The organism is Chryseobacterium lineare, assembly GCF_977014045.1.
This window is the reverse complement of sequence record NZ_CDRNIQ010000001.1, coordinates 2092263-2112255: the sequence shown is the minus strand read 5'-3', so window position 1 is coordinate 2112255 and position 19993 is coordinate 2092263. Positions and strand designations below refer to the sequence as shown.

General features: G+C 38.2%; 20 protein-coding genes. 17 read left to right on the top strand and 3 right to left on the bottom strand.

The features are described 5' to 3' along the window. Positions 1–11 precede the first annotated feature (11 nt). The 4 genes from ACWNCI_RS09220 to ACWNCI_RS09205 all read left to right on the top strand — a co-directional run bounded on the left by ACWNCI_RS09220 (position 12) and on the right by ACWNCI_RS09205 (position 4344). Positions 12–2261 (top strand): nitric-oxide reductase large subunit, encoded by a 2250-nt coding sequence (locus ACWNCI_RS09220; protein ID WP_449388077.1) that lies wholly within the window; start codon positions 12–14, stop codon positions 2259–2261. A gap of 93 nt (positions 2262–2354) precedes the next feature. Further along, positions 2355–2807, top strand: a complete 453-nt coding sequence (locus ACWNCI_RS09215) for a hemerythrin domain-containing protein (protein ID WP_449388076.1) — start codon at positions 2355–2357, stop codon at positions 2805–2807. A 104-nt stretch (positions 2808–2911) separates the two neighbouring features. Then, a complete protein-coding gene (locus tag ACWNCI_RS09210) occupies positions 2912–3139 on the top strand; it encodes a hypothetical protein (protein WP_449388075.1) in 228 nt (75 codons plus the stop codon). Continuing rightward, positions 3139–4344 (top strand): hypothetical protein, encoded by a 1206-nt coding sequence (locus ACWNCI_RS09205; RefSeq protein WP_449388074.1) that lies wholly within the window; start codon positions 3139–3141, stop codon positions 4342–4344. The genes ACWNCI_RS09210 and ACWNCI_RS09205 overlap by 1 nt, the downstream gene beginning before the upstream one ends. Here ACWNCI_RS09205 and ACWNCI_RS09200 read toward each other — a convergent pair. From ACWNCI_RS09200 to ACWNCI_RS09190, 3 genes are all read right to left on the bottom strand, one after another. Next, entirely contained in the window at positions 4328–4747 is a 420-nt protein-coding gene (locus ACWNCI_RS09200; RefSeq protein ID WP_322924696.1) for an RrF2 family transcriptional regulator, read from the bottom strand. The genes ACWNCI_RS09205 and ACWNCI_RS09200 overlap by 17 nt on opposite strands. Positions 4748–4817: 70 nt before the next feature. After that, the gene (locus tag ACWNCI_RS09195; RefSeq protein ID WP_449388073.1) at positions 4818–6101 is read right to left on the bottom strand and encodes an alginate export family protein; all 1284 of its coding nucleotides are present in this window, start codon (positions 6099–6101) and stop codon (positions 4818–4820) included. An 8-nt stretch (positions 6102–6109) separates the two neighbouring features. Further along, positions 6110–6583, bottom strand: a complete 474-nt coding sequence (locus tag ACWNCI_RS09190) for a hypothetical protein (RefSeq protein ID WP_322924699.1) — start codon at positions 6581–6583, stop codon at positions 6110–6112. Positions 6584–6692: 109 nt separating this feature from the next. Here ACWNCI_RS09190 and ACWNCI_RS09185 point away from each other — a divergent pair, with 109 nt between their 5' ends. The 13 genes from ACWNCI_RS09185 (at position 6693) to ACWNCI_RS09125 (ending at position 19981) form a co-directional block, all read left to right on the top strand. Beyond that, entirely contained in the window at positions 6693–6929 is a 237-nt protein-coding gene (locus ACWNCI_RS09185) for a hypothetical protein (protein ID WP_322924702.1), read from the top strand. 12 nt (positions 6930–6941) lie between these two features. Beyond that, positions 6942–7238: a thioredoxin gene (gene trxA, locus ACWNCI_RS09180; RefSeq protein ID WP_322924704.1), complete on the top strand. Its 297-nt coding sequence runs from the start codon at positions 6942–6944 to the stop codon at positions 7236–7238. A 1-nt stretch (position 7239) separates the two neighbouring features. Then, positions 7240–7944, top strand: coding sequence for a thioredoxin domain-containing protein (locus tag ACWNCI_RS09175; RefSeq protein ID WP_449388072.1), 705 nt, complete (start codon positions 7240–7242; stop codon positions 7942–7944). A 6-nt stretch (positions 7945–7950) separates the two neighbouring features. Beyond that, positions 7951–8532: a TlpA family protein disulfide reductase gene (locus ACWNCI_RS09170; protein ID WP_322924708.1), complete on the top strand. Its 582-nt coding sequence runs from the start codon at positions 7951–7953 to the stop codon at positions 8530–8532. Positions 8533–8735: 203 nt separating this feature from the next. Continuing rightward, positions 8736–9122, top strand: coding sequence for a hypothetical protein (locus ACWNCI_RS09165; protein WP_449388071.1), 387 nt, complete (start codon positions 8736–8738; stop codon positions 9120–9122). 135 nt (positions 9123–9257) lie between these two features. Next, on the top strand, positions 9258–13601 hold the full coding sequence (locus tag ACWNCI_RS09160) for a CusA/CzcA family heavy metal efflux RND transporter (protein WP_449388070.1): 4344 nt from the start codon (positions 9258–9260) through the stop codon (positions 13599–13601). Positions 13602–13603: 2 nt separating this feature from the next. After that, entirely contained in the window at positions 13604–14758 is a 1155-nt protein-coding gene (locus ACWNCI_RS09155; RefSeq protein WP_153394621.1) for an efflux RND transporter periplasmic adaptor subunit, read from the top strand. A gap of 28 nt (positions 14759–14786) precedes the next feature. Continuing rightward, positions 14787–15251, top strand: a complete 465-nt coding sequence (locus ACWNCI_RS09150) for a heme-binding domain-containing protein (protein WP_153394618.1) — start codon at positions 14787–14789, stop codon at positions 15249–15251. 71 nt (positions 15252–15322) lie between these two features. Beyond that, positions 15323–17830: a cation-translocating P-type ATPase gene (locus ACWNCI_RS09145; protein WP_449388069.1), complete on the top strand. Its 2508-nt coding sequence runs from the start codon at positions 15323–15325 to the stop codon at positions 17828–17830. Positions 17831–17873: 43 nt separating this feature from the next. Then, positions 17874–18263, top strand: coding sequence for a hypothetical protein (locus tag ACWNCI_RS09140; protein ID WP_449388068.1), 390 nt, complete (start codon positions 17874–17876; stop codon positions 18261–18263). Positions 18264–18333: 70 nt separating this feature from the next. Then, the gene (locus ACWNCI_RS09135) at positions 18334–18780 is read left to right on the top strand and encodes a thioredoxin family protein (protein WP_449388067.1); all 447 of its coding nucleotides are present in this window, start codon (positions 18334–18336) and stop codon (positions 18778–18780) included. 6 nt (positions 18781–18786) lie between these two features. Beyond that, positions 18787–19713: an FAD:protein FMN transferase gene (locus ACWNCI_RS09130; RefSeq protein WP_449388066.1), complete on the top strand. Its 927-nt coding sequence runs from the start codon at positions 18787–18789 to the stop codon at positions 19711–19713. Positions 19714–19753: 40 nt separating this feature from the next. Further along, positions 19754–19981 (top strand): DUF4266 domain-containing protein, encoded by a 228-nt coding sequence (locus ACWNCI_RS09125; RefSeq protein ID WP_153394610.1) that lies wholly within the window; start codon positions 19754–19756, stop codon positions 19979–19981. Positions 19982–19993 lie beyond the last annotated feature (12 nt).

Sequence of the window (19993 nt, the reverse complement as noted above, 5' to 3'; positions counted from 1 at the left end):
TATAAAAATATATGACACCTAAAAAATTATGGACCTGGCTTGCCGCTGTAATCATAGGTTCCTTTATAGTCCTGATTTTCTATGGAGTGGAAATCTACCGGAAAATTCCGCCCATACCCGATAAGGTAATAACTACCGATGGGAGGACAGTTGCTACTGGACAGGACATTAAAGACGGACAAAATGTATGGCAATCAATTGGGGGACAGACGGTCGGCAGTATTTGGGGCCACGGAGCCTATATTGCACCGGACTGGAGTGCTGATTACCTCCATCGGGAATCGCTGCTTTTGCTGGAAGAACTTGCTAAAAAGGACGGTAAAGTATATAAAGATTTACCGGACGATGAGCAGGCAAAATACAAAGTACTTCTGAAAAAGGAACTTCGGAAAAATACACTGGATCAGACGACAAACACGATTGTCATTTCTCCGGAGCGGGCAAAAGTACAGGCAGAATTAGCCGAATATTATACTAAAATTTTCATGAATGCTCCTGAAATGGCGAAGCTGCGCGATCAGTATGCTATACCGAAAAATACCGTGAAAACAGCGGAGAGAATGGCTAAAATGAATGCTTTTTTCTCCTGGGCGGCATGGGTCTGCATCACAGACCGTCCGGGTGATGATGTCAGCTATACCAACAACTGGCCGCACGATGAAACCATAGGAAATGTTCCGCCGCCATCGCTGCACCTCTGGTCCGGATTCAGTGTATTGCTGCTTCTTGGCTGCGTCGGTCTGCTGGTATTATATCACGCCAGAAACAAAGAAGAAGAAATCAATGAGAGGGAAATGCTGCCTCTGGAAGATCCGCTCAGGAATATGAAACCTACGGCTTCGATGAGAGCTACATTAAAATATATCTGGGTTGTGGCGCTGCTTATTCTGGTTCAGATGCTTGCCGGAGTAGTCACGGCACATTATGGAGTGGAAGGAAATGCCTTTTACGGAATTCCGCTTGATGAAATTCTTCCCCAGTCCATTTCCAGAAGCTGGCACGTTCAGCTGGCTATTTTCTGGATTGCCACTTCCTGGCTGGCTACCGGATTGTATATTGCCCCCGCTGTTTCCGGATACGAGCCCAAATATCAGGTATTGGGTGTCAATATATTGTTCGGGGCACTGCTGATCGTTGTTTTCGGCTCGTTGGCAGGACAATGGATGGGAGTAATGCAGAAATTGGGCTATGTCGATAATTTCCTTTGGGGCCACTCCGGTTATGAATATGTGGAGTTGGGCAGAATCTGGCAGATTTTATTGCTGGTTGGTCTTATTCTCTGGCTGATTTTAATGATCCGGGCATTGCTTCCGGCACTTAAGAAGAGAGACGGTGACAGACATTTATTATTGCTGTTCACACTCTCAGCGGTAGCTATTGCCATGTTTTACGGAGCGGGGCTCATGTACGGAAGACAAACTCATATGGCTATAGCAGAATATTGGAGATGGTGGGTAGTTCATCTTTGGGTGGAAGGCTTTTTTGAAGTTTTTGCCACTGTCGTAGCTGCTTTCCTTTTTACAAGGTTGGGATTATTAAGGCTGAAATCAGCAACTCACGCTGTATTGTTTTCTACGATTATTTTTCTTGCCGGTGGTATTCTGGGAACATTTCACCATCTGTATTTCAGTGCAACTCCAACGGCTGTTTTAGCATTGGGAGCAACATTCAGTGCATTGGAGATCGTTCCGCTGGTACTGATTGGCTTTGAAGCCTGGCAGAATTATCAGCTCAGCAAATCTACCAAGTGGATTAAAGCATACAAATGGCCGATCTACTGCTTTATCGCCATGTGTTTTTGGAACTTTCTGGGTGCCGGAATCTTCGGATTTGCCATTAATCCTCCTATTGCACTTTACTATATTCAGGGACTTAATACCACGGCGGTTCACGGCCACGCCGCACTGTTCGGGGTATACGGAATTTTGGGAATAGGCCTGATGATGTTTATGCTGAGAGGCTTATATCCTGACAGGGAATGGAACGATAAGCTAATTGGCTGGGCATTTTGGCTTACCAATATTGGGCTCTTGGTGATGGTGACCATCAGTCTGTTGCCGATAGGAATTATGCAATCTGTCGCTTCCATTAAAGAAGGATACTGGTATGCGCGTTCTGCAGAATTTATGCATACTGATCTTATGAAAACCTTACGTTGGTTACGCGTGCCTGGTGATATTCTGCTTGCAGTCGGAGAATTACTGCTGGTAATATTTATCATCGGACTGAAAACAGGTTGGTCTTTAAAAGAAAAGCGATAATAGATTATCTGATTATAGAACTGCTGCTGCAAAGCAGTGGCGGTTCTTTACATATTTTAACAATAGAGCAGGAGCTACCGTAAAAATATCTTTATGAAAAGAAACGAAAATTTAGTGCCTCTATCCCGAGACCATCACTTTGGATTGCTGTGCTGCTGGAAAATCAGACAAGGAATTAAAAAAAATATTCCTTATGAAAGAATTAAAAATTATGTCGCTGATTATTGGGGAAAAAATCTAACCCGGCATTTTGACATCGAAGACCTTGTGCTTCCTGAAGTTAATAATGAGCCTTTGCAGATCCAGATGCAGGATGAACACAGGCAAATCAGGAAGCTTATTAAAAGTATTAGTCAGGCCGGCAGCAGGGAATTACTGTCTGATTTTGCCGATGCCTTACATAAACATATCCGTTTTGAAGAACGAATGATTTTCCCTTATCTGGAAGAGCAGCTTTCTGGAGAGGAGCTGGATACCATCGGAGAACATATCCTGCAGGTTCATCGAAAAGAGGAAGATAGCTATCCGGATGAATTTTGGAAGTAAATTAAAAAAATCATACGATGAAAGTTGTACTGATATAAGTGTATAAAAATCAGCTGTCGAAGACCTGAAAATTAAATATATGTAAACTTAAATATTGAATAAAAATGAATACGATAATCAAACCCGAATTGGGAGAATATCTTTATATGGCTATGGGAGAATGCAATGGCCACAAGGTTGTAATGGGAATCGGATATACCTACGAATACGCTGACAAAAAAGCAAAAGAGTTTGAAGTTGCCAGCTGCGGAGCTGTACAATATCTTGATGTTTCGGTTGTAAAAACAGGTGATAAAGTGAAATGCAGCACAATAAGCAAAAATCCGGATTAATGAAAAATTCCGGATTTTGGATAAAGCTTTGCGTGTTTAATTTCTTTATCGTATCGGTTATCGGTGTGATGATGAGGTACGGAATGGTATTTTCTCTTCGGGGAATTTGCCATACATTTATGCAGGAGTCGCATTCCCATTTTGCTTTTTACGGATGGGTAAGTGCTGCTATTTATATTTTTGTAACCCGGTATCTCAGCGAGCATATCAATAAAATTAAAATCAGGAAATACGAAATTTTGATGATCTTCAACCAACTGGGATCTTACGGAATGCTGTTTTCTTTTCTCTACGGAGGCTATTTCTGGCTTTCCATTGTTTTCTCTTCGGTGGTCTTGTTTACTGGTTTTGCGTATTTTATATTTCTGATGATGGACACCAAAAAAAACAGAAACCCTGAAGTCATCTGGCTGAAAGCAGGTGCTTTTTTCGCGATCTTTTCTTCAGTAGGAATTTTTGGACTGGCGTATTTTTCAGGAAAAAAAGATGAATATGATGTCTTGTTTAAGGCATCAACCTATTTTTATCTGCATTATCAGTACAATGGCTTCTTTATGTTTTCGTGTATCGGACTGTTTCTGACCGTACTAAAGAAGTATAAAATCTGCATCCCGGGAAAACTCAACAGAAACATCTTTTACCTTTTATTCACCGCTTGTTTATTCGGCTATGGTCTTTCTGTCCTGTGGATCGCAATGGAGGACATCTGTCGGGCATTCTTCTGCTTTATATCCATTCTTCAGGTATTGGGAATAATGAAGTTGCTAATATGGAGTAAAAAAACAAATGTATTCAGGAATCAGGATTTTATAAAGAAAATTCTTTTGTCAGTTTCCGGACTCGCATTTTTTTTGAAATGTATCCTCCAGACTTTGTCGGCAGTTCCCGCATTGGGTACTATAGTATTCAGCAATGTTAATATAGTTATTGCCTATCTTCACCTGGTGCTGTTGATGGGTGTAAGTCTCTTTTTGATTTGGATTATTGTAGAGCTGTACACTGTAAAAATCAGCAAAATGTTTCAAAAAAGTATTATACTGATGATTTCCGGTATTGTACTAAACGAAATTATTTTAGTAGTGGCGGGTGCTCTTTCCGCTTTTTATATCCCTTTTCCGTATGCATCCTTTGTGCTTCTTTTTGCTTCTGTGCTGATCATGCTTTCTATCGCCTCTTTTCTGAAAGAGCTCACTCCTGCATCATAACACTTCCGAAATCTTTAAGATCTTTTATTTTATATTGAAACATAAGGACGACTTTCTGCTTTATTTCAGCGGCCTGATGATGAATAGGGCAGGGATTGTTTCCATCGCATTTTTTCAGTCCCAGCAGACATGATTCCAAGACTTCTTTACCTTCGAAATGCTCATAAATATCCCTGATGCTGAGCTTTTCATACTGTTCTTCGTTCATATAAAAACCTCCGCCTTTTCCTTTTCCGGAAGAGATCAGACCTTTTTTTACCAGATGCTGCAGAATTTTAGAAGTAAAAGCAGTAGGTGTTCCGATTTTTTCAGAAACATCCCGGATGCCTGTCTTTTCTCTTTCCTCTGCGAGAACGATACAGGCTTTAATAGCATATTGGCAGGTATTTGAAAATATCAGCATTTATATGGTTTGTGAATGTAAAGATAATGAATTTAAGAACGAGTGCGGATTACTCAAACCTTAGGAATTATTATTTTAACCTGAAATTCGGGTTGATTTTAAATGCAAGCCAGGTCCAGGTCTGTAGTTTTTTAGGATCAGGATTGTTTTTCAGTACTTCCATTGTACTTCCTGCCAACATAAAGGAATGGCCAAGATTAGCGGTAATGATTTTTCCTAATTTCTTCGTGAAAATCAAATCCAGCTCAGTTCCCAGATAGGATGATAAATCGTTTCCGGATTTGTCATATCCTACTTTTCCATTTGTCGTAAAGGAGTGAAGCGCGGCTTTTAAATCTGTATTTGAATTGAAAGTCAGTGTAGAATTAAGATAGTAATCATTCAGACCATATGTATTGAAATGACTGGTACCGGAGTAGAAATAGTCCATAAGACCATTGTACAGGTGATTGGTTCCATACAACGGACTGAAAGACTGATTTTTTCCGGGTTCCGTATTATAATTATTCCCTGAAAGCCATTCGGCGCCCGCTGTCAGATGAAGTGCCGGTAAAACTGTAAAATCTGCATTTAAAGAAAGCTCGTAGGCATTCTTTGTTTGTCCGTCTGTATTTTTACCGGTCTGGTAATACGCAGATCCGAAAAATTCTATACCGTCAACATATTTTTTAGAATTAACGCCAACCGTTATCATATCGTAATGCGTTCCGGAAGGATTCTGTAAAACAGTATTCATGGCAATAGCAGAAAACAGGAATTTATGGTGTCCGGAAAACTGGTAATGGATAACCTGTAGCGATTTTGTTATTTCTCCACCGTCTACAATGCTGTAAATTTCCTTATCAGGAAGGTCATTTGCGTCATTGTCATCGTTATTGTACGTTAATACAGCCTCAATCTTTGAGTTCTGATTAATTGTATATATTCCTTTTAAAGCGTCAAAGCTTCTTCCCTGCATGGCCCAGTCTAAAGCACCGATTAGTCTCTCATTATCGTAAGCCAGGATTTGTCTTCCAAGCTTGACCGCAAATTTTTCAGAAAACGGATATTTTGCCCAAGCTTCATGTAAGGTAAAATTCTGATTCTTTGCAGCAACCGAGTTGGTTTCACCCCAGGTTCTTACGTCCTGCGCGGAGACATAAACCTCCAGCTTTTGATAATAGTAATCAATTCCGAAGCGGGCCCGTGAAGCAACCGTCGTTTCAGGAGATTTTCCTGTTGCAATAAGGGTTTTGACACCGTTATCAAGCTCTCCTCTGGTTCTCAGGTCTATATTCATTTTCAGACTGTCGATTTGTGCGTGAGCCATTCCTGATGTAAGTAAAAGACCTATAATAATGGTATGAGTATACATTGTAAAGATTATTCAGCAGTTATTTTGTATGTTTTATGACATGCGACACAGTTGTTAAGCAGTTGATTGAGTTTTTCTTGTGTCTGCTGGCGGTTGTAGTTTTCTTTTGCCATTTTTGCCATTTCATCGAAAAGCTCGTGGGTTCCGAATCCCATTTGTTTGAATCCAAACGGTAAAGACCTTATCATTCCCTGGGGAACCTGATTCACTTTACATGTTCCGGATTGATTACCGACTTTGGCAATAATTTCCGGATCGTTTTTAGCAATTCCTTCATTTATTTGTTGGACACTTTCCAGGAAACCGCGCATTTCTTTCATGATAAAAGCCCGGTTTTCTTCCGGCATTTTTATTTCCGTTCTTCCGTCCGGACTTACAACGGCTTTATCGCCCCTGTAAAAGAACACATACAGCAGTCCTGCATTAAGAAGCAGCGATAACAGGGATAGGATAAGTAAGTATTTTCTTTTTATTGTTGACATGTCTGAGGTCTTTTTGCAAAGATATTATTAAATCGGATAAAAACATCTTATTTAATTTTTTTTTTTACTTTTAGTGTTAAAATCATGTGAAACCAATAATGAATTTAAAATGATACAAAATATAATAAAAAACTGGAACTTTGTAAGACTGCTTCGCCTCGTAATGGGAATTGTTCTTGTAGTGGAAGCGGTAAAATCAGGAATGTGGTTTTTAGTTGCTGTTGGAGCAGTTTTTGTTGCAATGCCATTATTGAATATCGGATGTTGTGCAACAGGTAATTGTTCCGTACCCACCCGTCATTCAAACAATACAAATGATGACACTGAATATGAAGAAATTAAATAAAAGGATAGCAAAATGAATAAATTTCAAGAACTTATTAATCAGGATAAACCTGTTTTGGTTGACTTCTTTGCAGAATGGTGTGGCCCGTGCAAAATGCAGGCTCCTATTCTTCAGGATTTAAAAAAGAATATTGGCGATGCAGCCAGTATCGTTAAGATTGATGTTGATAAAAATCAGGCTGTTGCCGCACAGTTTGGAATCCGGAGTGTTCCTACTTTGATGATTTTCAAAAATGGCGAAGTGAAATGGAAACAGTCCGGTGTTTTTCAGGCGGATGAATTGGAGAGATTAATCAAGCAAAACAGTTAAAATGTATAAAAACTTAATCGCTGTATTTTTTCTTATCGTACTTACAGGATGCGGAAAAGCCCAGAATACCAAAAGCGAGAGCAGTCTTCCTGCCACAGAATTTTCTAAAAGACTGGACCAGACCAAAGAGGCACAGCTTGTGGATGTAAGAACCCCCGTAGAATTCCGTAACGGACATCTGAAAAATGCGATCAATATCGACTGGAGTGCGGGTGATTTTAATGAAAAAGCAAAAGCCCTGGACAAATCCAAACCTGTTTTTGTATATTGTATGAGCGGACCGAGAAGTATGGCCGCAGCTGCGAGACTCAAGGAAATGGGTTTTAAAAATGTCTATGAAATGCAGGGCGGAATGATGAAGTGGAGAGATGCCAGTCTTCCGGAAGTTAAAGTGTCACATTCTGCAGGAATGAGTCTTGCCCAATACAACGAAATGCTAAAAAGTAGTACACCTGTTTTGGTAGATTTTTATGCGGAATGGTGTGCTCCCTGCAAAAAAATGGAGCCTTACCTAAAAAAAATGGCTGCTGAAATGCCGGAAAAAGTAAAAATTATAAGAATTAATGCTGATGAGAACACAGAACTTTGCAAAGAACTGAATGTTTCAGCACTTCCGGTTTTAAAGCTGTATAAAAATGACAGAGTAGTGTGGGATAATCTCGGATTTGTGATTGAAGAAGAAGTGAAGAAACAGATTCTGAAATAGTCTTAAATGAATAAACTTAAAATATGGTTCCTGAAAAGCTGGAGCACTGTACTTCTATTTTCAATATTCATAGTATTGCTTGTAAGTCCTGATACAAAAGCGTGGTTGATGCGCCAGATTATCTCTACCGGTCTTCTGAATTCAAAGATTGAAAAAAAGAAAACAGAACCCGGAATTACAGAGAGTTTGAGTATAAGAAATGATAACGGAAAGCTTACCAATACTTCTGAACTCAAAGGAAAAGTGGTTTTCATTAGCTTCTGGGCGTCGTGGTGTCTTCCTTGTCGTGCAGAATTTCCGTCGATTCAAAAGTTTTACGAGAAGTACAGAGAAAATAAAGATTTGGTTTTTCTGACCATTAACCTTGAAGATGACGCTGCTGCAGGAAAAGCATATCTTAATAAAGAACAATTTAATGTGCCGTTTCTGGTTTCGGAAGGATTTGTTCCAAAGGTTTTTTTTAACGGTTCACTTCCGACAACAGTAGTTCTGGACAAATCAGGGAATATAAGAATGCATCATACCGGAATGGCAGATTACAGCAAAGATTCATTCTATGACGAAATCAATCAGCTTTTAAATGAATAGTAATGAAAAAATTCACTTAAAATATTGACTTGTCATTTTTTATGACAGACTTTGTAACTTTATATACGAAAGGAATTCGAAGTTGACGACATGTAAAATATGAGAATTTATTTTTAAATCTTCATGAATAATATAAGCCGAAATAATTTCTCATTCTTTTATTTAAAATCATTCTTAATGAAATATTTCATAATTTTGATAGAGTGAAAAAGCTGATCTCCATATTGTTGTTAACATTGTATTTGGTTTCTACAACCGAACTATATCAGCTTTTGAAAATGCCGCTTCTCATTGAGCATTATTTTCAGCATAAAAACCTGAATCCTGAAATGTCACTTACTGCATTTCTGAAAACTCATTATGATCATCCTGTGAAAGATAGTGACCACGATCAGGACCAGAAATTACCTTTTATTTCACATGCAAACCTGTTATCTGTCGTTTTCACTATTAATCCTTCCTTAGATTTTCATTATATAGGGAAAGTATTTAGCCCTATCGAGATCAAAAAGGTCTTTTATAAGAGTGCTCTTTACAATAAAGAAATTCTCAATTCTATCTGGCAGCCGCCAAGATTCTGTCAATCTTAATCTGTTTTTCTCAGTCATTTTTTGATTGGGAAGGTATTCTGTTCCTTATAGGTGTTTACATGAAATGTAGATGCTTGTGGCTACGTTTCAGGATACCAGAATTTCATTACAATAATTAAGATAATTAATCATTTTATGCTTACAAAAATCATTGAGTTTTCTGTAAAGAATAAACTCATTATTGCATTGTTGATACTGGGGCTTATCGGAGTTGGTTCTTATCAGGTCACCAAGTTGCCGATAGATGCTGTTCCGGATATCACTAATAATCAGGTACAGGTTATTACGATGGCCCCGTCTTTTGGTGCAACAGATATAGAACGGCTTGTTACTTTTCCTATAGAACAGGCCAACAATAATATTTCAGGATTAAAGGAAATCAGGAGCTTTTCCAGATTTGGACTATCGCTGGTCACCATTGTCTTTGAAGATGATGTTGATATCTACTGGGCCAGGCAGCAGGTTGCTGAAAGGCTCCAGCAGGTACAGGCTGTTATCCCACAGGGAATAGGAAATCCCCAGCTTGGTCCCATTTCTACAGGACTTGGCGAAATTTTCCAATATGTCGTAAGACCTGAAAAGGGATATGAAAAAAAATACAATATCACAGAGCTTCGTACTATCCAGGATTGGGTTGTAAGAAGACAGCTGCTGGGAGTAAAGGGAGTAGCGGAAGTCAGCAGTTTTGGCGGTAAGCTGAAACAGTATGAGATTGCCGTAAATCCAGACAAGCTTAATGCCTATGGAATAACGATCAATGATATATTTGATGCGTTACAGGCAAATAATCAGAATACCGGAGGTGCCTATATTGAAAAAGGGCCTACCGTTTTATACATCAGAAGTGAAGGCTTGGTAGGAAGTATTGAAGAAATCAACAATATTTCTATTGCAACAAAAACAAATACTGTTCCTCTGTTCATAAGAGATATTGCTGAAGTGAAACCAGGTTTTGCCACCCGTTATGGAGCCATGACCTTTAATGACCAGGGAGAAGTTTCAGGAGCTGTGGTGATGATGCTTAAAGGTGAAAACAGTAATCAGGTTATAAAAAATGTAAAAGAAAAAATTACCCAGATTCAGAAAACACTTCCTAAAGGAGTTGTCATAGAACCCTTTCTGGATCGTACCAAAATGGTAAATAATGCTATTGGAACGGTAGAAAAGAACCTTACTGAAGGAGCCCTGATCGTAGTCTTTGTACTGGTCCTGTTTTTAGGAAATGTCCGCGCCGGGCTTTTGGTAGCCTCAGTAATTCCACTGGCTATGCTGTTTGCGATCTGCATGATGAACCTTTTTGGAGTCAGCGGGAACCTTATGAGCCTTGGGGCTTTGGATTTCGGGCTTATTATTGATGGGGCAGTTATTATTGTGGAATCTGTTCTGCATCAGTTTACCCATAATTCAAAATTCAAAAGAGTATTTTCTGTGGGCAAAACAGAAATGGATGCTTTAGTTACTGATTCTGCCGGAAAGATGATGAACAGTGCTGTTTTTGGACAGATTATTATTCTGATTGTTTATCTGCCAATTCTTACCCTGCAGGGAATTGAAGGGAAAATGTTCAAACCCATGGCACAGACCGTAGCTTTTGCACTGCTTGGAGCATTTTTACTTTCATTGACCTATATTCCGATGATGAGTGCGGTATTGCTGAGAAAAAGAAGCAATAAACCTACTTTATCAGACAGAATGATGAAAAAGGTAGAGAAGATCTATCTTGCAGTTTTGCTCAAACTTCTCAGAGTACCTAAAATAGTTTTTGGGGTAGTGGCAGTCTTATTTATAACAGCCGTTTTCATTTTATCCAAAATGGGAGGTGAATTTATTCCTTCCCTTGAAGAAGGAGATTTTGCCGTAGACACAAGAGTGCTTCCGGGAAGTAATTTGACCACAACAATTGAGAGTACCCAAAAAGCGGCACACATTCTCAAATCCCGATTTCCTGAGGTGCAGAAGGTCGTTACAAAGATCGGAAGCGGGGAAGTGCCTACAGACCCAATGCCGATGGATGCTTCGGATATGATGGTTATCCTGAAAGATAAAAAAGAATGGACCTCTGCCTCTACTTTTCCCGAATTAGCGGATAAAATGGGGAAACAGCTTCAGGAAGTACCCGGAATTACAGCCAGCTTTCAATATCCTGTGCAGATGCGTTTTAATGAATTGATGACCGGAGCAAGACAGGATGTAGTAGTGAAAATTTTTGGTGATGATCTGGATGTTCTTGCCCAGAATGCTCAGAAACTTGGTGAAATTATAGAAACTGTTGAAGGAACACAGAATCTTTACATCGAACCTATTTCCGGGATGCCTCAAGTAATTATAGAATACAACCGCCCTTTAATTGCCCAGTACCACCTATCTGTTGCAGATATTAACAGAATTGTCAATACGGCATTTGCCGGACAAAGTACAGGGCTGGTGTTTGAAGGTGAAAAACGCTTCGATATGGTAGTACGCCTGGATACCAAAGACCGGAAAAATGTTACCGATATTAAGAATCTTTTGGTTCCCACACCTTTTGGAAATCAGATTCCGCTGTCTCAGCTTGCCAAAGTGGAAGTGAAGAATGGTCCCAACCAGATTCAGAGAGAAAATGCCCAAAGAAGAATTGTTGTAGGTTTTAATATAAAGGACAGGGATGTACAAAGCATTGTTGAAGAGCTGCAGGGAAAAGTAGATCAGAAAATGAAGCTCCCTACGGGTTACTATATGACCTATGGAGGATCTTTTGAGAACCTCAACAATGCCAAACAGCGCCTCATGATTGCGGTTCCTATTGCACTTGCACTTATTTTTGTAATGCTGTTTTTTGCATTTAAATCTGTAAAGGAAAGCTTACTTATTTATACTGCAATTCCTCTTTCCATCATTGGAGGAGTATTTTTTCTGGCTCTGAGAGGAATGCCTTTCAGTATCAGTGCCGGAGTAGGATTTATTGCGCTTTTCGGAGTAGCTGTACTGAACGGAATTGTTTTAATATCTGAGTTTAACCGTCTTTACAAAAGCGGAATGAGAAATATTGTAAGAATTGTTATTGACGGAGGAGAATCACGTCTCCGCCCGGTCCTTATGACTGCCTTTGTTGCTTCGCTGGGCTTTATCCCGATGGCATTGAGTAACGGGGCCGGAGCCGAAGTACAGCGGCCACTGGCTACAGTTGTTATCGGAGGATTAATAGTGGCAACTTTCCTTACTCTGTTTGTTTTACCATTGCTTTATGTAAATATTGAAAAAGGAATCAAAATGAAAAAAATGAAAAACAGAAATATAGCTTCCGTATTGGTATTTTTATTCTGTTTTATTGGACTTGAAGTAAAATCCCAAACCCCTGTTACTTTGGAGGAAGCCGTTGATGTAGCTTTGAAAAATAACCGGATTATTAAAAATGAAAAATTAAAATCTGAGTATTCAAAGGAACTTATCAGATCATCATCAGATATTCCTCAGACAGGAGTTACGATGGATTATGGCCAAATCAACAGTGCCCTGACAGATATGAAATTCGGTATTTCTCAGAATATAGCATTTCCTACTGTATATAAAAAACAAAAGAATCTTTATACGGAAGAATGGAAAAAGTCTCTGCTGAATGTTTCCCTTAAAGAATATGAGCTAAAGAAAGCCGTAAGCCTTACTTTTTATAATATTCTCTACTGGAAAGAAAAAGAAAAGCTTCTGCAGGAAACATTAAAGCTGTATACCGACTTTCTAGATAAAGCAAGCATTCGTCTGAAAGCAGGAGAAAGTAATATTTTAGAAAAAACAACTGCTTCCAACCAGAAATCTGCTATTGAAATCCAGCTGAAGCAATTGAATCAGGAGCTTTCAGTTTTGAAATATCAGCTGCAATGGCTTTTGAATACTGAAACAGATTTTGTTCCTGAAGATAAAAAGTTATTTAGCGGAGGACTTAAAGAAGAGCTTAATTCACATCCTGTAATCCAGGTATTGCAGCAGCAGAAAAAAGTTTCCGAACAGCAGACAGCTCTTGAAAAAGCTAAGCTGCTTCCGGGGTTGCAGCTTGCTTACAATCTTAACAGTTTTAAAGGAACGGGGGCGGATGACAAAGTGTACGGCTCTGCACCACAATTTCATTCCGTACAGCTGGGTGTTTCGGTTCCTGTTTTTTCAGGTGGACAGAAAGCCAGAATTCAGGCTGCTAAAATTGCAGAATCTGTTGCTGAAAATGATATTTCCAATATGGAATTCAACCTGCAGAATCAGCGTAAAAAAGCATCCGGGATTTATCAGGCTAATCTTGACATTGTTTCCCGCTATGAAAGCGCAGAACTTAAAAACGCTGATGTTATCACTGAAACAGCTAAAAAACAGTTTCTTGCCGGAGAGATCAACTACCTCGAATTTGTAATATTGGTCAACCAGGCAGTCACCTTAAAAAACAGTTATACCGATGCAGTCTGGAAACTGAATCAGAGTGCTATAGAATTGGAATATCTTACTTTAAACCCATAATAATGAAACGTAAATTTAAAATCATATCATATTCTCTGCCAATAATAGGACTGCTCATGTTTTATGAGTGTAAAGACCATGGAAAAACGGAGCCGGTACCAGCAGCAGTCTCTTCCAAAGATGAAAACGTAGTAACGCTTACTGAAGCCCAATTAAAAAATGCTCCTATAGCAACTACAACCCTTTCTTTACAGAAGATATCTTCGCTTTTAAAGCTTAATGGAATGATTGATGTTCCTCCGCAAAACCTGGTTTCAGTAAGTATTCCACTGGGCGGATATCTCAAATCCAGCAGTCTGTTGCCAGGAAAGCCGGTTTCAAAAGGACAGGTGATTGCCGTTATTGAAAACCCGCAGTTTATCCAGCTTCAGCAGGATTATTTAATGGCAAGGTCTAAAATGCATTTTGCCGAACTGGACTACAACCGTCAGAAAACCCTTAATCAAAGTCAGGCTACCAGTGATAAAGTTATGCAACAAGCCCAGTCTGAAATGAACAGCCAGAAAATCCTGATGAACTCCCTGGCACAGCAGCTCCGCCTTATCAATATTAACCCAGCATCGCTGAATTCCGGGAATATTAAAAAAAGCGTTCCGGTTTACAGCAGCATCAATGGGTTTGTGAGTAAAGTAAATGTGAATATCGGAAAATATGTAAATCCTTCGGATGTCCTTTTTGAACTCATCAATCCGGATGATATACATCTTAACCTTAAAGTATATGAAAAAGATCTTGGAAACCTCAAAATGGGACAACGGTTTACGGCCTACACGAATGCAGCTCCTGATAAGAAATATTACGGAGAGATTATTCTGATCAGTAAGGATGTTAACCCGGGAGGTATGGCTGAAGTACACTGTCATTTTGAAAAATATGACCAGAGCCTTGTACCGGGAATGTATATGAATGCAGAAATAGAAACAAGTACCTCTTTTTCCAATGCGGTTCCTGAAGAAAGCATTGTCAATTTTGAAGGAAAAAGCTTTGTTTTTGTGGAAGAGAAAACACGTACCTACCGCCTGACACCTGTAACATTGGGTGAAACAGAGAACGGGTTCATACAGATACTTAATACCGATGATTTTAAAAATAAGAAAATTGTCACCAAGAATGCTTATACCCTTCTTATGAAACTTAAGAACACTGCAGATGAATAATAAAAGAACTTATAGATAAATACAAATTATGAAAACATCATCTTTAATAAAAATAGGAGCAGGCTTTATAGTTCTGTTTCTCATCGTTATCCAATTTTTTGATACTGATAAGAATATATCAGCCACTCCTTCTGAAAATGCAATTGAAAAACATTATCAGGTGTCATCCCACGTACAGGGCTTATTAAAAACAAGCTGTTACGATTGTCATTCTAATAATACGGCATATCCCTGGTATAGTAATATACAGCCGGTAAAATGGTGGTTGGCAGATCACGTCAATTCAGGGAAGAGGCATTTGAATTTTGATGAATTTAATACCTATACTAAAGAAAAAAAATTGAAGAAATTAGATGAAATTGTCGAAACCGTTAAAGAGGGAGAAATGCCACTTAGTTCGTATACAATAATCCATCATAATGCAAAATTATCTTCTACGGATAAATCGGAAATAGAAAAATGGGTGATTCAGGTTAAAAAGGAGATCAATTAATAATTAAAATCATCAATATTGTTCTGTTATGACAAAAACATTCAGTAATTTTAATACTACATCCATTTCACATGAATTACAATATCCCTGAAAATCTCAAAGGTCTTACAGAAGCGGAAGTGGAAGCTTCCCGAAAAAAATACGGATATAACCGGCTGGAAGCGGTTAAAAAAGAAACATGGGCAGATATGCTTATTGATATTCTGAAAGAACCCATGCTTATTTTATTGATATGTGTTTCACTTATCTATGTAATCATAGGTGACTATGGTGAGGCTTTATTTATGTTGGTTGCGATAATAGGAGTTACGGCTATCTCTTTCTATCAGGATAGCCGAAGTAAAAAGGCCCTGGAAGAACTTGAAAAATTGAACGAGCCTTTAAGTACGGTCATAAGAAATTCAAAGATTATTAAAATACCCACTTTTGAAATTGCTGTGGGAGATCTCTGTATTACCGAAGAAGGAAATCTGATCAATGCAGATGGTACTATTGTACATAGCAATGATTTTTCCGTTAATCAGTCTTCACTTACAGGGGAGAGCTTCTCTGTTTTTAAAGACAGCAAATCAGAAGATAATAAAGTATATAGCGGAACAATTACTGTTTCCGGACTTGCAGTTTTTGAGGTAGAGCAAATAGGAAAAGAAACCAAAGTAGGAAAAATAGGGCAGTCTATACTGGGGATAAAGGAAGAAATATCTCCTTTACAGCTCCAGATCCGGAATTTTGTAAAAGGTATGGCGATTATTGGATTGATGATCTTTATGGCGGTATGTGTTTTCAGCTATATTAAAACAGAAGACTTTGTGACCAGCTTATTAAGTGGTTTGACTTTGGCAATGTCTGTACTTCCTGAGGAAATTCCTGTAGCTTTTACCACCTTTATGGCTTTGGGAGCCTGGAAGCTGATGCGGGAAGGAATTATTATCAAACGAAGCAGTATTGTTGAAACGTTGGGAAGTGTTACAGTGATATGTACGGATAAAACGGGAACAATTACCGAAAACTCAATGCAGCTAAAGCATCTTTATGATTATAAGTCTGATACGATTTATGAACAAGAGAATTTCAAGACAAAAGAGCTTGATGAACTTATTGATTATGCGATGTGGAGCAGTGAGCCAGTTCCGTTTGATCCGATGGAAATAACCTTACATAAGATTTATGAGCAGACTCAGGATTCTGACGACAGAAAAAATTATCAGTTATTTCATGAATATCCGTTGGAAGGAAAACCTCCTATGATGACCCATCTTTTTGAAAATGAACAAAAAGAGAGAATTATTGCGGCAAAAGGTGCTCCTGAAGCAATCCTTACTGTTTCTGAGCTTTCAGAAGATGAAAAAAATAAAATCAGAAATATCGTAAAAGAGTTTGGTGAACAGGGATATCGGGTTCTTGGAGTTGCCAAATCTCATTTCGAAGGAAATAATTTCCCTGAAAACCAGCAGGACTTTAGTTTTGAATTTTTAGGACTGACAGCATTTTATGACCCTCCTAAAAAAGAAATAAAAGAAGTGCTTCAGCATATTTATAATGCAGGGATTAAGGTAAAGGTAATTACGGGGGATAATGCGGATACCACAAAGGCTATTGCATTGCAGGCCGGGATTATCAATAATGCTCCTGCAGTTAATGGGAGTGAGGTCACCGCAAGTTCAGAAGAGGATTTAATGAAGCTTTCTGAAAAAACGACTCTGTTTACAAGAATGTTTCCTGAAGCAAAGCTTGAAGTGGTGAATGCGCTGAAAGCACAGGGTAACGTAGTGGCCATGTTGGGAGATGGAGTGAACGACGGACCTGCATTAAAAGCGGCCCATATAGGAGTCGCAATGGGAAATAAAGGAACCGAAATTGCCAAATCAGCAGCAGCACTCGTCATTACGAATGATGATCTTGAAAAGCTGGTAGTAGGAATTGCTGCGGGAAGGAGAATTTATGCCAATATCAAAAAAGCTGTTCAATATATTATTTCTATTCATATTCCCATTATCCTTACAGTTTCTTTGCCTTTATTCCTGGGATGGGTATTCCCTCACATATTTACCCCGGTTCACGTTATTTTTCTTGAACTGGTAATGGGACCTACCTGTTCTATTGTATATGAAAATGAGCCTATTGAAAAAGATGCAATGCAAAGACCTCCAAGAGTGCTTACAGATACATTTCTGAACTGGGGAGAGCTTATGGTAAGTATTATTCAGGGATTGGTTATCACAGCAGGAATATTATGGATGTATCAATATTCTGTTCACCTGGGGAATGATGAGCCTACAACAAGAGCTTTGGTGTTCAGTACTTTAATATTTGCGAATATTTTACTGAGTTTGGTAAATCGATCTTTCTATTACAGTATTTTTGAAAGTTTTAAAAATCGTAATTATTTATTAGCAGGAATTTCCGCGTTGGTTCTTGTATTATTGTTTGTTATTCTATATGTAAAGCCGGTATCAGGATTCTTTAGTGTAGCGCCTCTTACAGTAAAAGAATTAGGATTAACATTCCTTACTGCTGCAGTTTCTGTGCTGTGGTTTGAGATCTATAAGCTTCTAAAAAGGCTTTTGGAAAGGAAATAAAAAAATAGTCATTCTTAAATAAAATATTTTATAATTTTGATTTGTGAAAAAATTGATTTCCATACTGTTATTGTCACTGTATTTAATTTCAACAACTGAAGTATATCAGCTGTTGAAAATTCCGACTTTGATAGAACATTATTGGGAACACAAAAAGTTGAATCCGGAAATGTCTCTTACAGCGTTTCTGAAAACTCATTATGAAAATCCCATTAAAGACGGAGACTATGGTAAAGATCAGAAACTGCCGTTTGTAATTCATTCTGCCCCATTAACTTTGATATTCACGATTCACCCAGGCTTTTATTTTGAAGCAAAGGCTGAAAGTTTCAGGCCATTACAATCTCATAAAATTCCTTCAAAAGATGAAGATTTTTGTTACAAAGGATTTACAGGATCCGTCTGGGAACCACCGAAATCTTTGTCCATATAATCTATTTAATTTGATTGATCTGCAATCAAACAACATCATTATTCTCTAAAATCATTATAAAAATTAAATAATGAAAACACTATTTTCAGCCATATTAATGGTTGTATTCGCTTTTGGCATTCATGCGCAGAGTCGTTTGGAAAGTGCCAAAAAACTGGCGTCCCAAAATAAAGAACTTATTTTACTGAACTTTTCAGGTTCAGATTGGTGTATTCCATGCATCAAACTTCATAAGAATATTATTGAAACCGATGAATTTAAAAAGCTGGAAACAGAAAATATCGCCGTTTACATCAATGCAGATTTTCCAAGAAACAAAAAGAATCAGCTTTCTCCGGAATTGAAAAAAGAAAATGCAGTGCTTGCTGAACAATATAATCCGAAAGGACTTTTTCCTTATACACTTTTGTTGAATTCGGAGGGAAAGGTTTTGAAAAGCTGGGAAGGGCTTCCATCTGAAAATGCTTTAGCTTTCACCAAAGAAGTACGGGATATTAAAGAAAACCAAAATAAATAAGATCATATGTTGAGAGAATTCAAAAGACTTCAGAAATTAATGGGGAACGCTTTTGAAATTACCGTTGTAAGTGACAATGAAAATTTGGCTAATCAGCATATTGATGCAGCTATTGACGAAATTCGGAGGATTGAAAGACTTTTAACTACTTTCAACGACGAAAGCCAAACCCATCTTATCAATAAAAACGCAGGGATAAAGCCTGTGAAAGTAGATGGGGAAATCTTTGGTTTAATTGAAAGAAGTTTGAGAATCAGTAAAATTACAGACGGATATTTTGATATTTCTTACGGTGGAATCGACAAAAGCTTCTGGAATTTTGACCGGCAGATGCAACAGCTTCCTGATCCTGAACTGATCAAAAAACATCTGAAATTGGTTAATTATCATAACATCATTCTTGACCATCACAATCAAACAGTTTTCCTAAAAGAAAAAGGAATGAGAATAGGTTTTGGGGGAATTGGGAAAGGTTATGCAGCGGAAATGGCAAAAAGACTTCTTCAGAACAGAGGTGTAGAATCAGGAATTGTAAATGCATCAGGTGATTTAACAGCCTGGGGAAATCAGGCGGACGGAAAACCATGGACGGTTGGAATTGCTGATCCTGATAACGCCGGAAAACCATTTTCTTACATGAATATTACTGATATGGCGGTAGCAACATCTGGGAATTATGAAAAATTTGTGATCATCAACGGTAAAAAATATTCTCATACCATTAATCCAAAAACAGGGATGCCTGTTTCGGGGGTGAAAAGTGTTACCATCTTTTGTCCTAATGCAGAAATTGCTGATGCAATGGCAACTCCTGTAAGCATTATGGGAATTGATGCGTCACTTAATATGGTAAACCAGATCAATCATCTGGAATGTATCATTATTGATGATCAGGACAATATATATTCCTCTCAAAATATTAATTTAAAATGAAGTTAGATTTCATTTTATAACTAAAACAAATTCAAGTCAAATGAAAAATTTTATAAAAATAATAATAACAGGCTTTTTTATTTTCCTGGTTGGTTCGATGCATTCTTGCACAACCGTAAAAGAATATGAAAAAAATAAACTTAATGATGCTGAAATGGTGTTGGGAAACAGAACCATTGAAAAAACAGAACTCAGCTTTCAATCTTACAGAGAAGGTTCTTCGGGAGCTAATGCAGGGAAAGTAGGAGGCGGATGCGGTTGTAATTAAAGTAAAATTTAA

Excerpts from the sequence above, each read along its gene's own strand:
- ACWNCI_RS09220 (WP_449388077.1), top strand. The coding sequence starts at position 12 with ATGACACCTAAAAAATTATGGACCTGGCTTGCCGCTGTAATCATAGGT.
- ACWNCI_RS09215 (WP_449388076.1), top strand. The coding sequence starts at position 2,355 with ATGAAAAGAAACGAAAATTTAGTGCCTCTATCCCGAGACCATCACTTT.
- ACWNCI_RS09210 (WP_449388075.1), top strand. The coding sequence starts at position 2,912 with ATGAATACGATAATCAAACCCGAATTGGGAGAATATCTTTATATGGCT.
- ACWNCI_RS09205 (WP_449388074.1), top strand. The coding sequence starts at position 3,139 with ATGAAAAATTCCGGATTTTGGATAAAGCTTTGCGTGTTTAATTTCTTT.
- ACWNCI_RS09200 (WP_322924696.1), bottom strand. The coding sequence starts at position 4,747 with ATGCTGATATTTTCAAATACCTGCCAATATGCTATTAAAGCCTGTATC.
- ACWNCI_RS09195 (WP_449388073.1), bottom strand. The coding sequence starts at position 6,101 with ATGTATACTCATACCATTATTATAGGTCTTTTACTTACATCAGGAATG.
- ACWNCI_RS09190 (WP_322924699.1), bottom strand. The coding sequence starts at position 6,583 with ATGTCAACAATAAAAAGAAAATACTTACTTATCCTATCCCTGTTATCG.
- ACWNCI_RS09185 (WP_322924702.1), top strand. The coding sequence starts at position 6,693 with ATGATACAAAATATAATAAAAAACTGGAACTTTGTAAGACTGCTTCGC.
- trxA (WP_322924704.1), top strand. The coding sequence starts at position 6,942 with ATGAATAAATTTCAAGAACTTATTAATCAGGATAAACCTGTTTTGGTT.
- ACWNCI_RS09175 (WP_449388072.1), top strand. The coding sequence starts at position 7,240 with ATGTATAAAAACTTAATCGCTGTATTTTTTCTTATCGTACTTACAGGA.
- ACWNCI_RS09170 (WP_322924708.1), top strand. The coding sequence starts at position 7,951 with ATGAATAAACTTAAAATATGGTTCCTGAAAAGCTGGAGCACTGTACTT.
- ACWNCI_RS09160 (WP_449388070.1), top strand. The coding sequence starts at position 9,258 with ATGCTTACAAAAATCATTGAGTTTTCTGTAAAGAATAAACTCATTATT.
- ACWNCI_RS09155 (WP_153394621.1), top strand. The coding sequence starts at position 13,604 with ATGAAACGTAAATTTAAAATCATATCATATTCTCTGCCAATAATAGGA.
- ACWNCI_RS09150 (WP_153394618.1), top strand. The coding sequence starts at position 14,787 with ATGAAAACATCATCTTTAATAAAAATAGGAGCAGGCTTTATAGTTCTG.
- ACWNCI_RS09145 (WP_449388069.1), top strand. The coding sequence starts at position 15,323 with ATGAATTACAATATCCCTGAAAATCTCAAAGGTCTTACAGAAGCGGAA.
- ACWNCI_RS09135 (WP_449388067.1), top strand. The coding sequence starts at position 18,334 with ATGAAAACACTATTTTCAGCCATATTAATGGTTGTATTCGCTTTTGGC.
- ACWNCI_RS09130 (WP_449388066.1), top strand. The coding sequence starts at position 18,787 with ATGTTGAGAGAATTCAAAAGACTTCAGAAATTAATGGGGAACGCTTTT.
- ACWNCI_RS09125 (WP_153394610.1), top strand. The coding sequence starts at position 19,754 with ATGAAAAATTTTATAAAAATAATAATAACAGGCTTTTTTATTTTCCTG.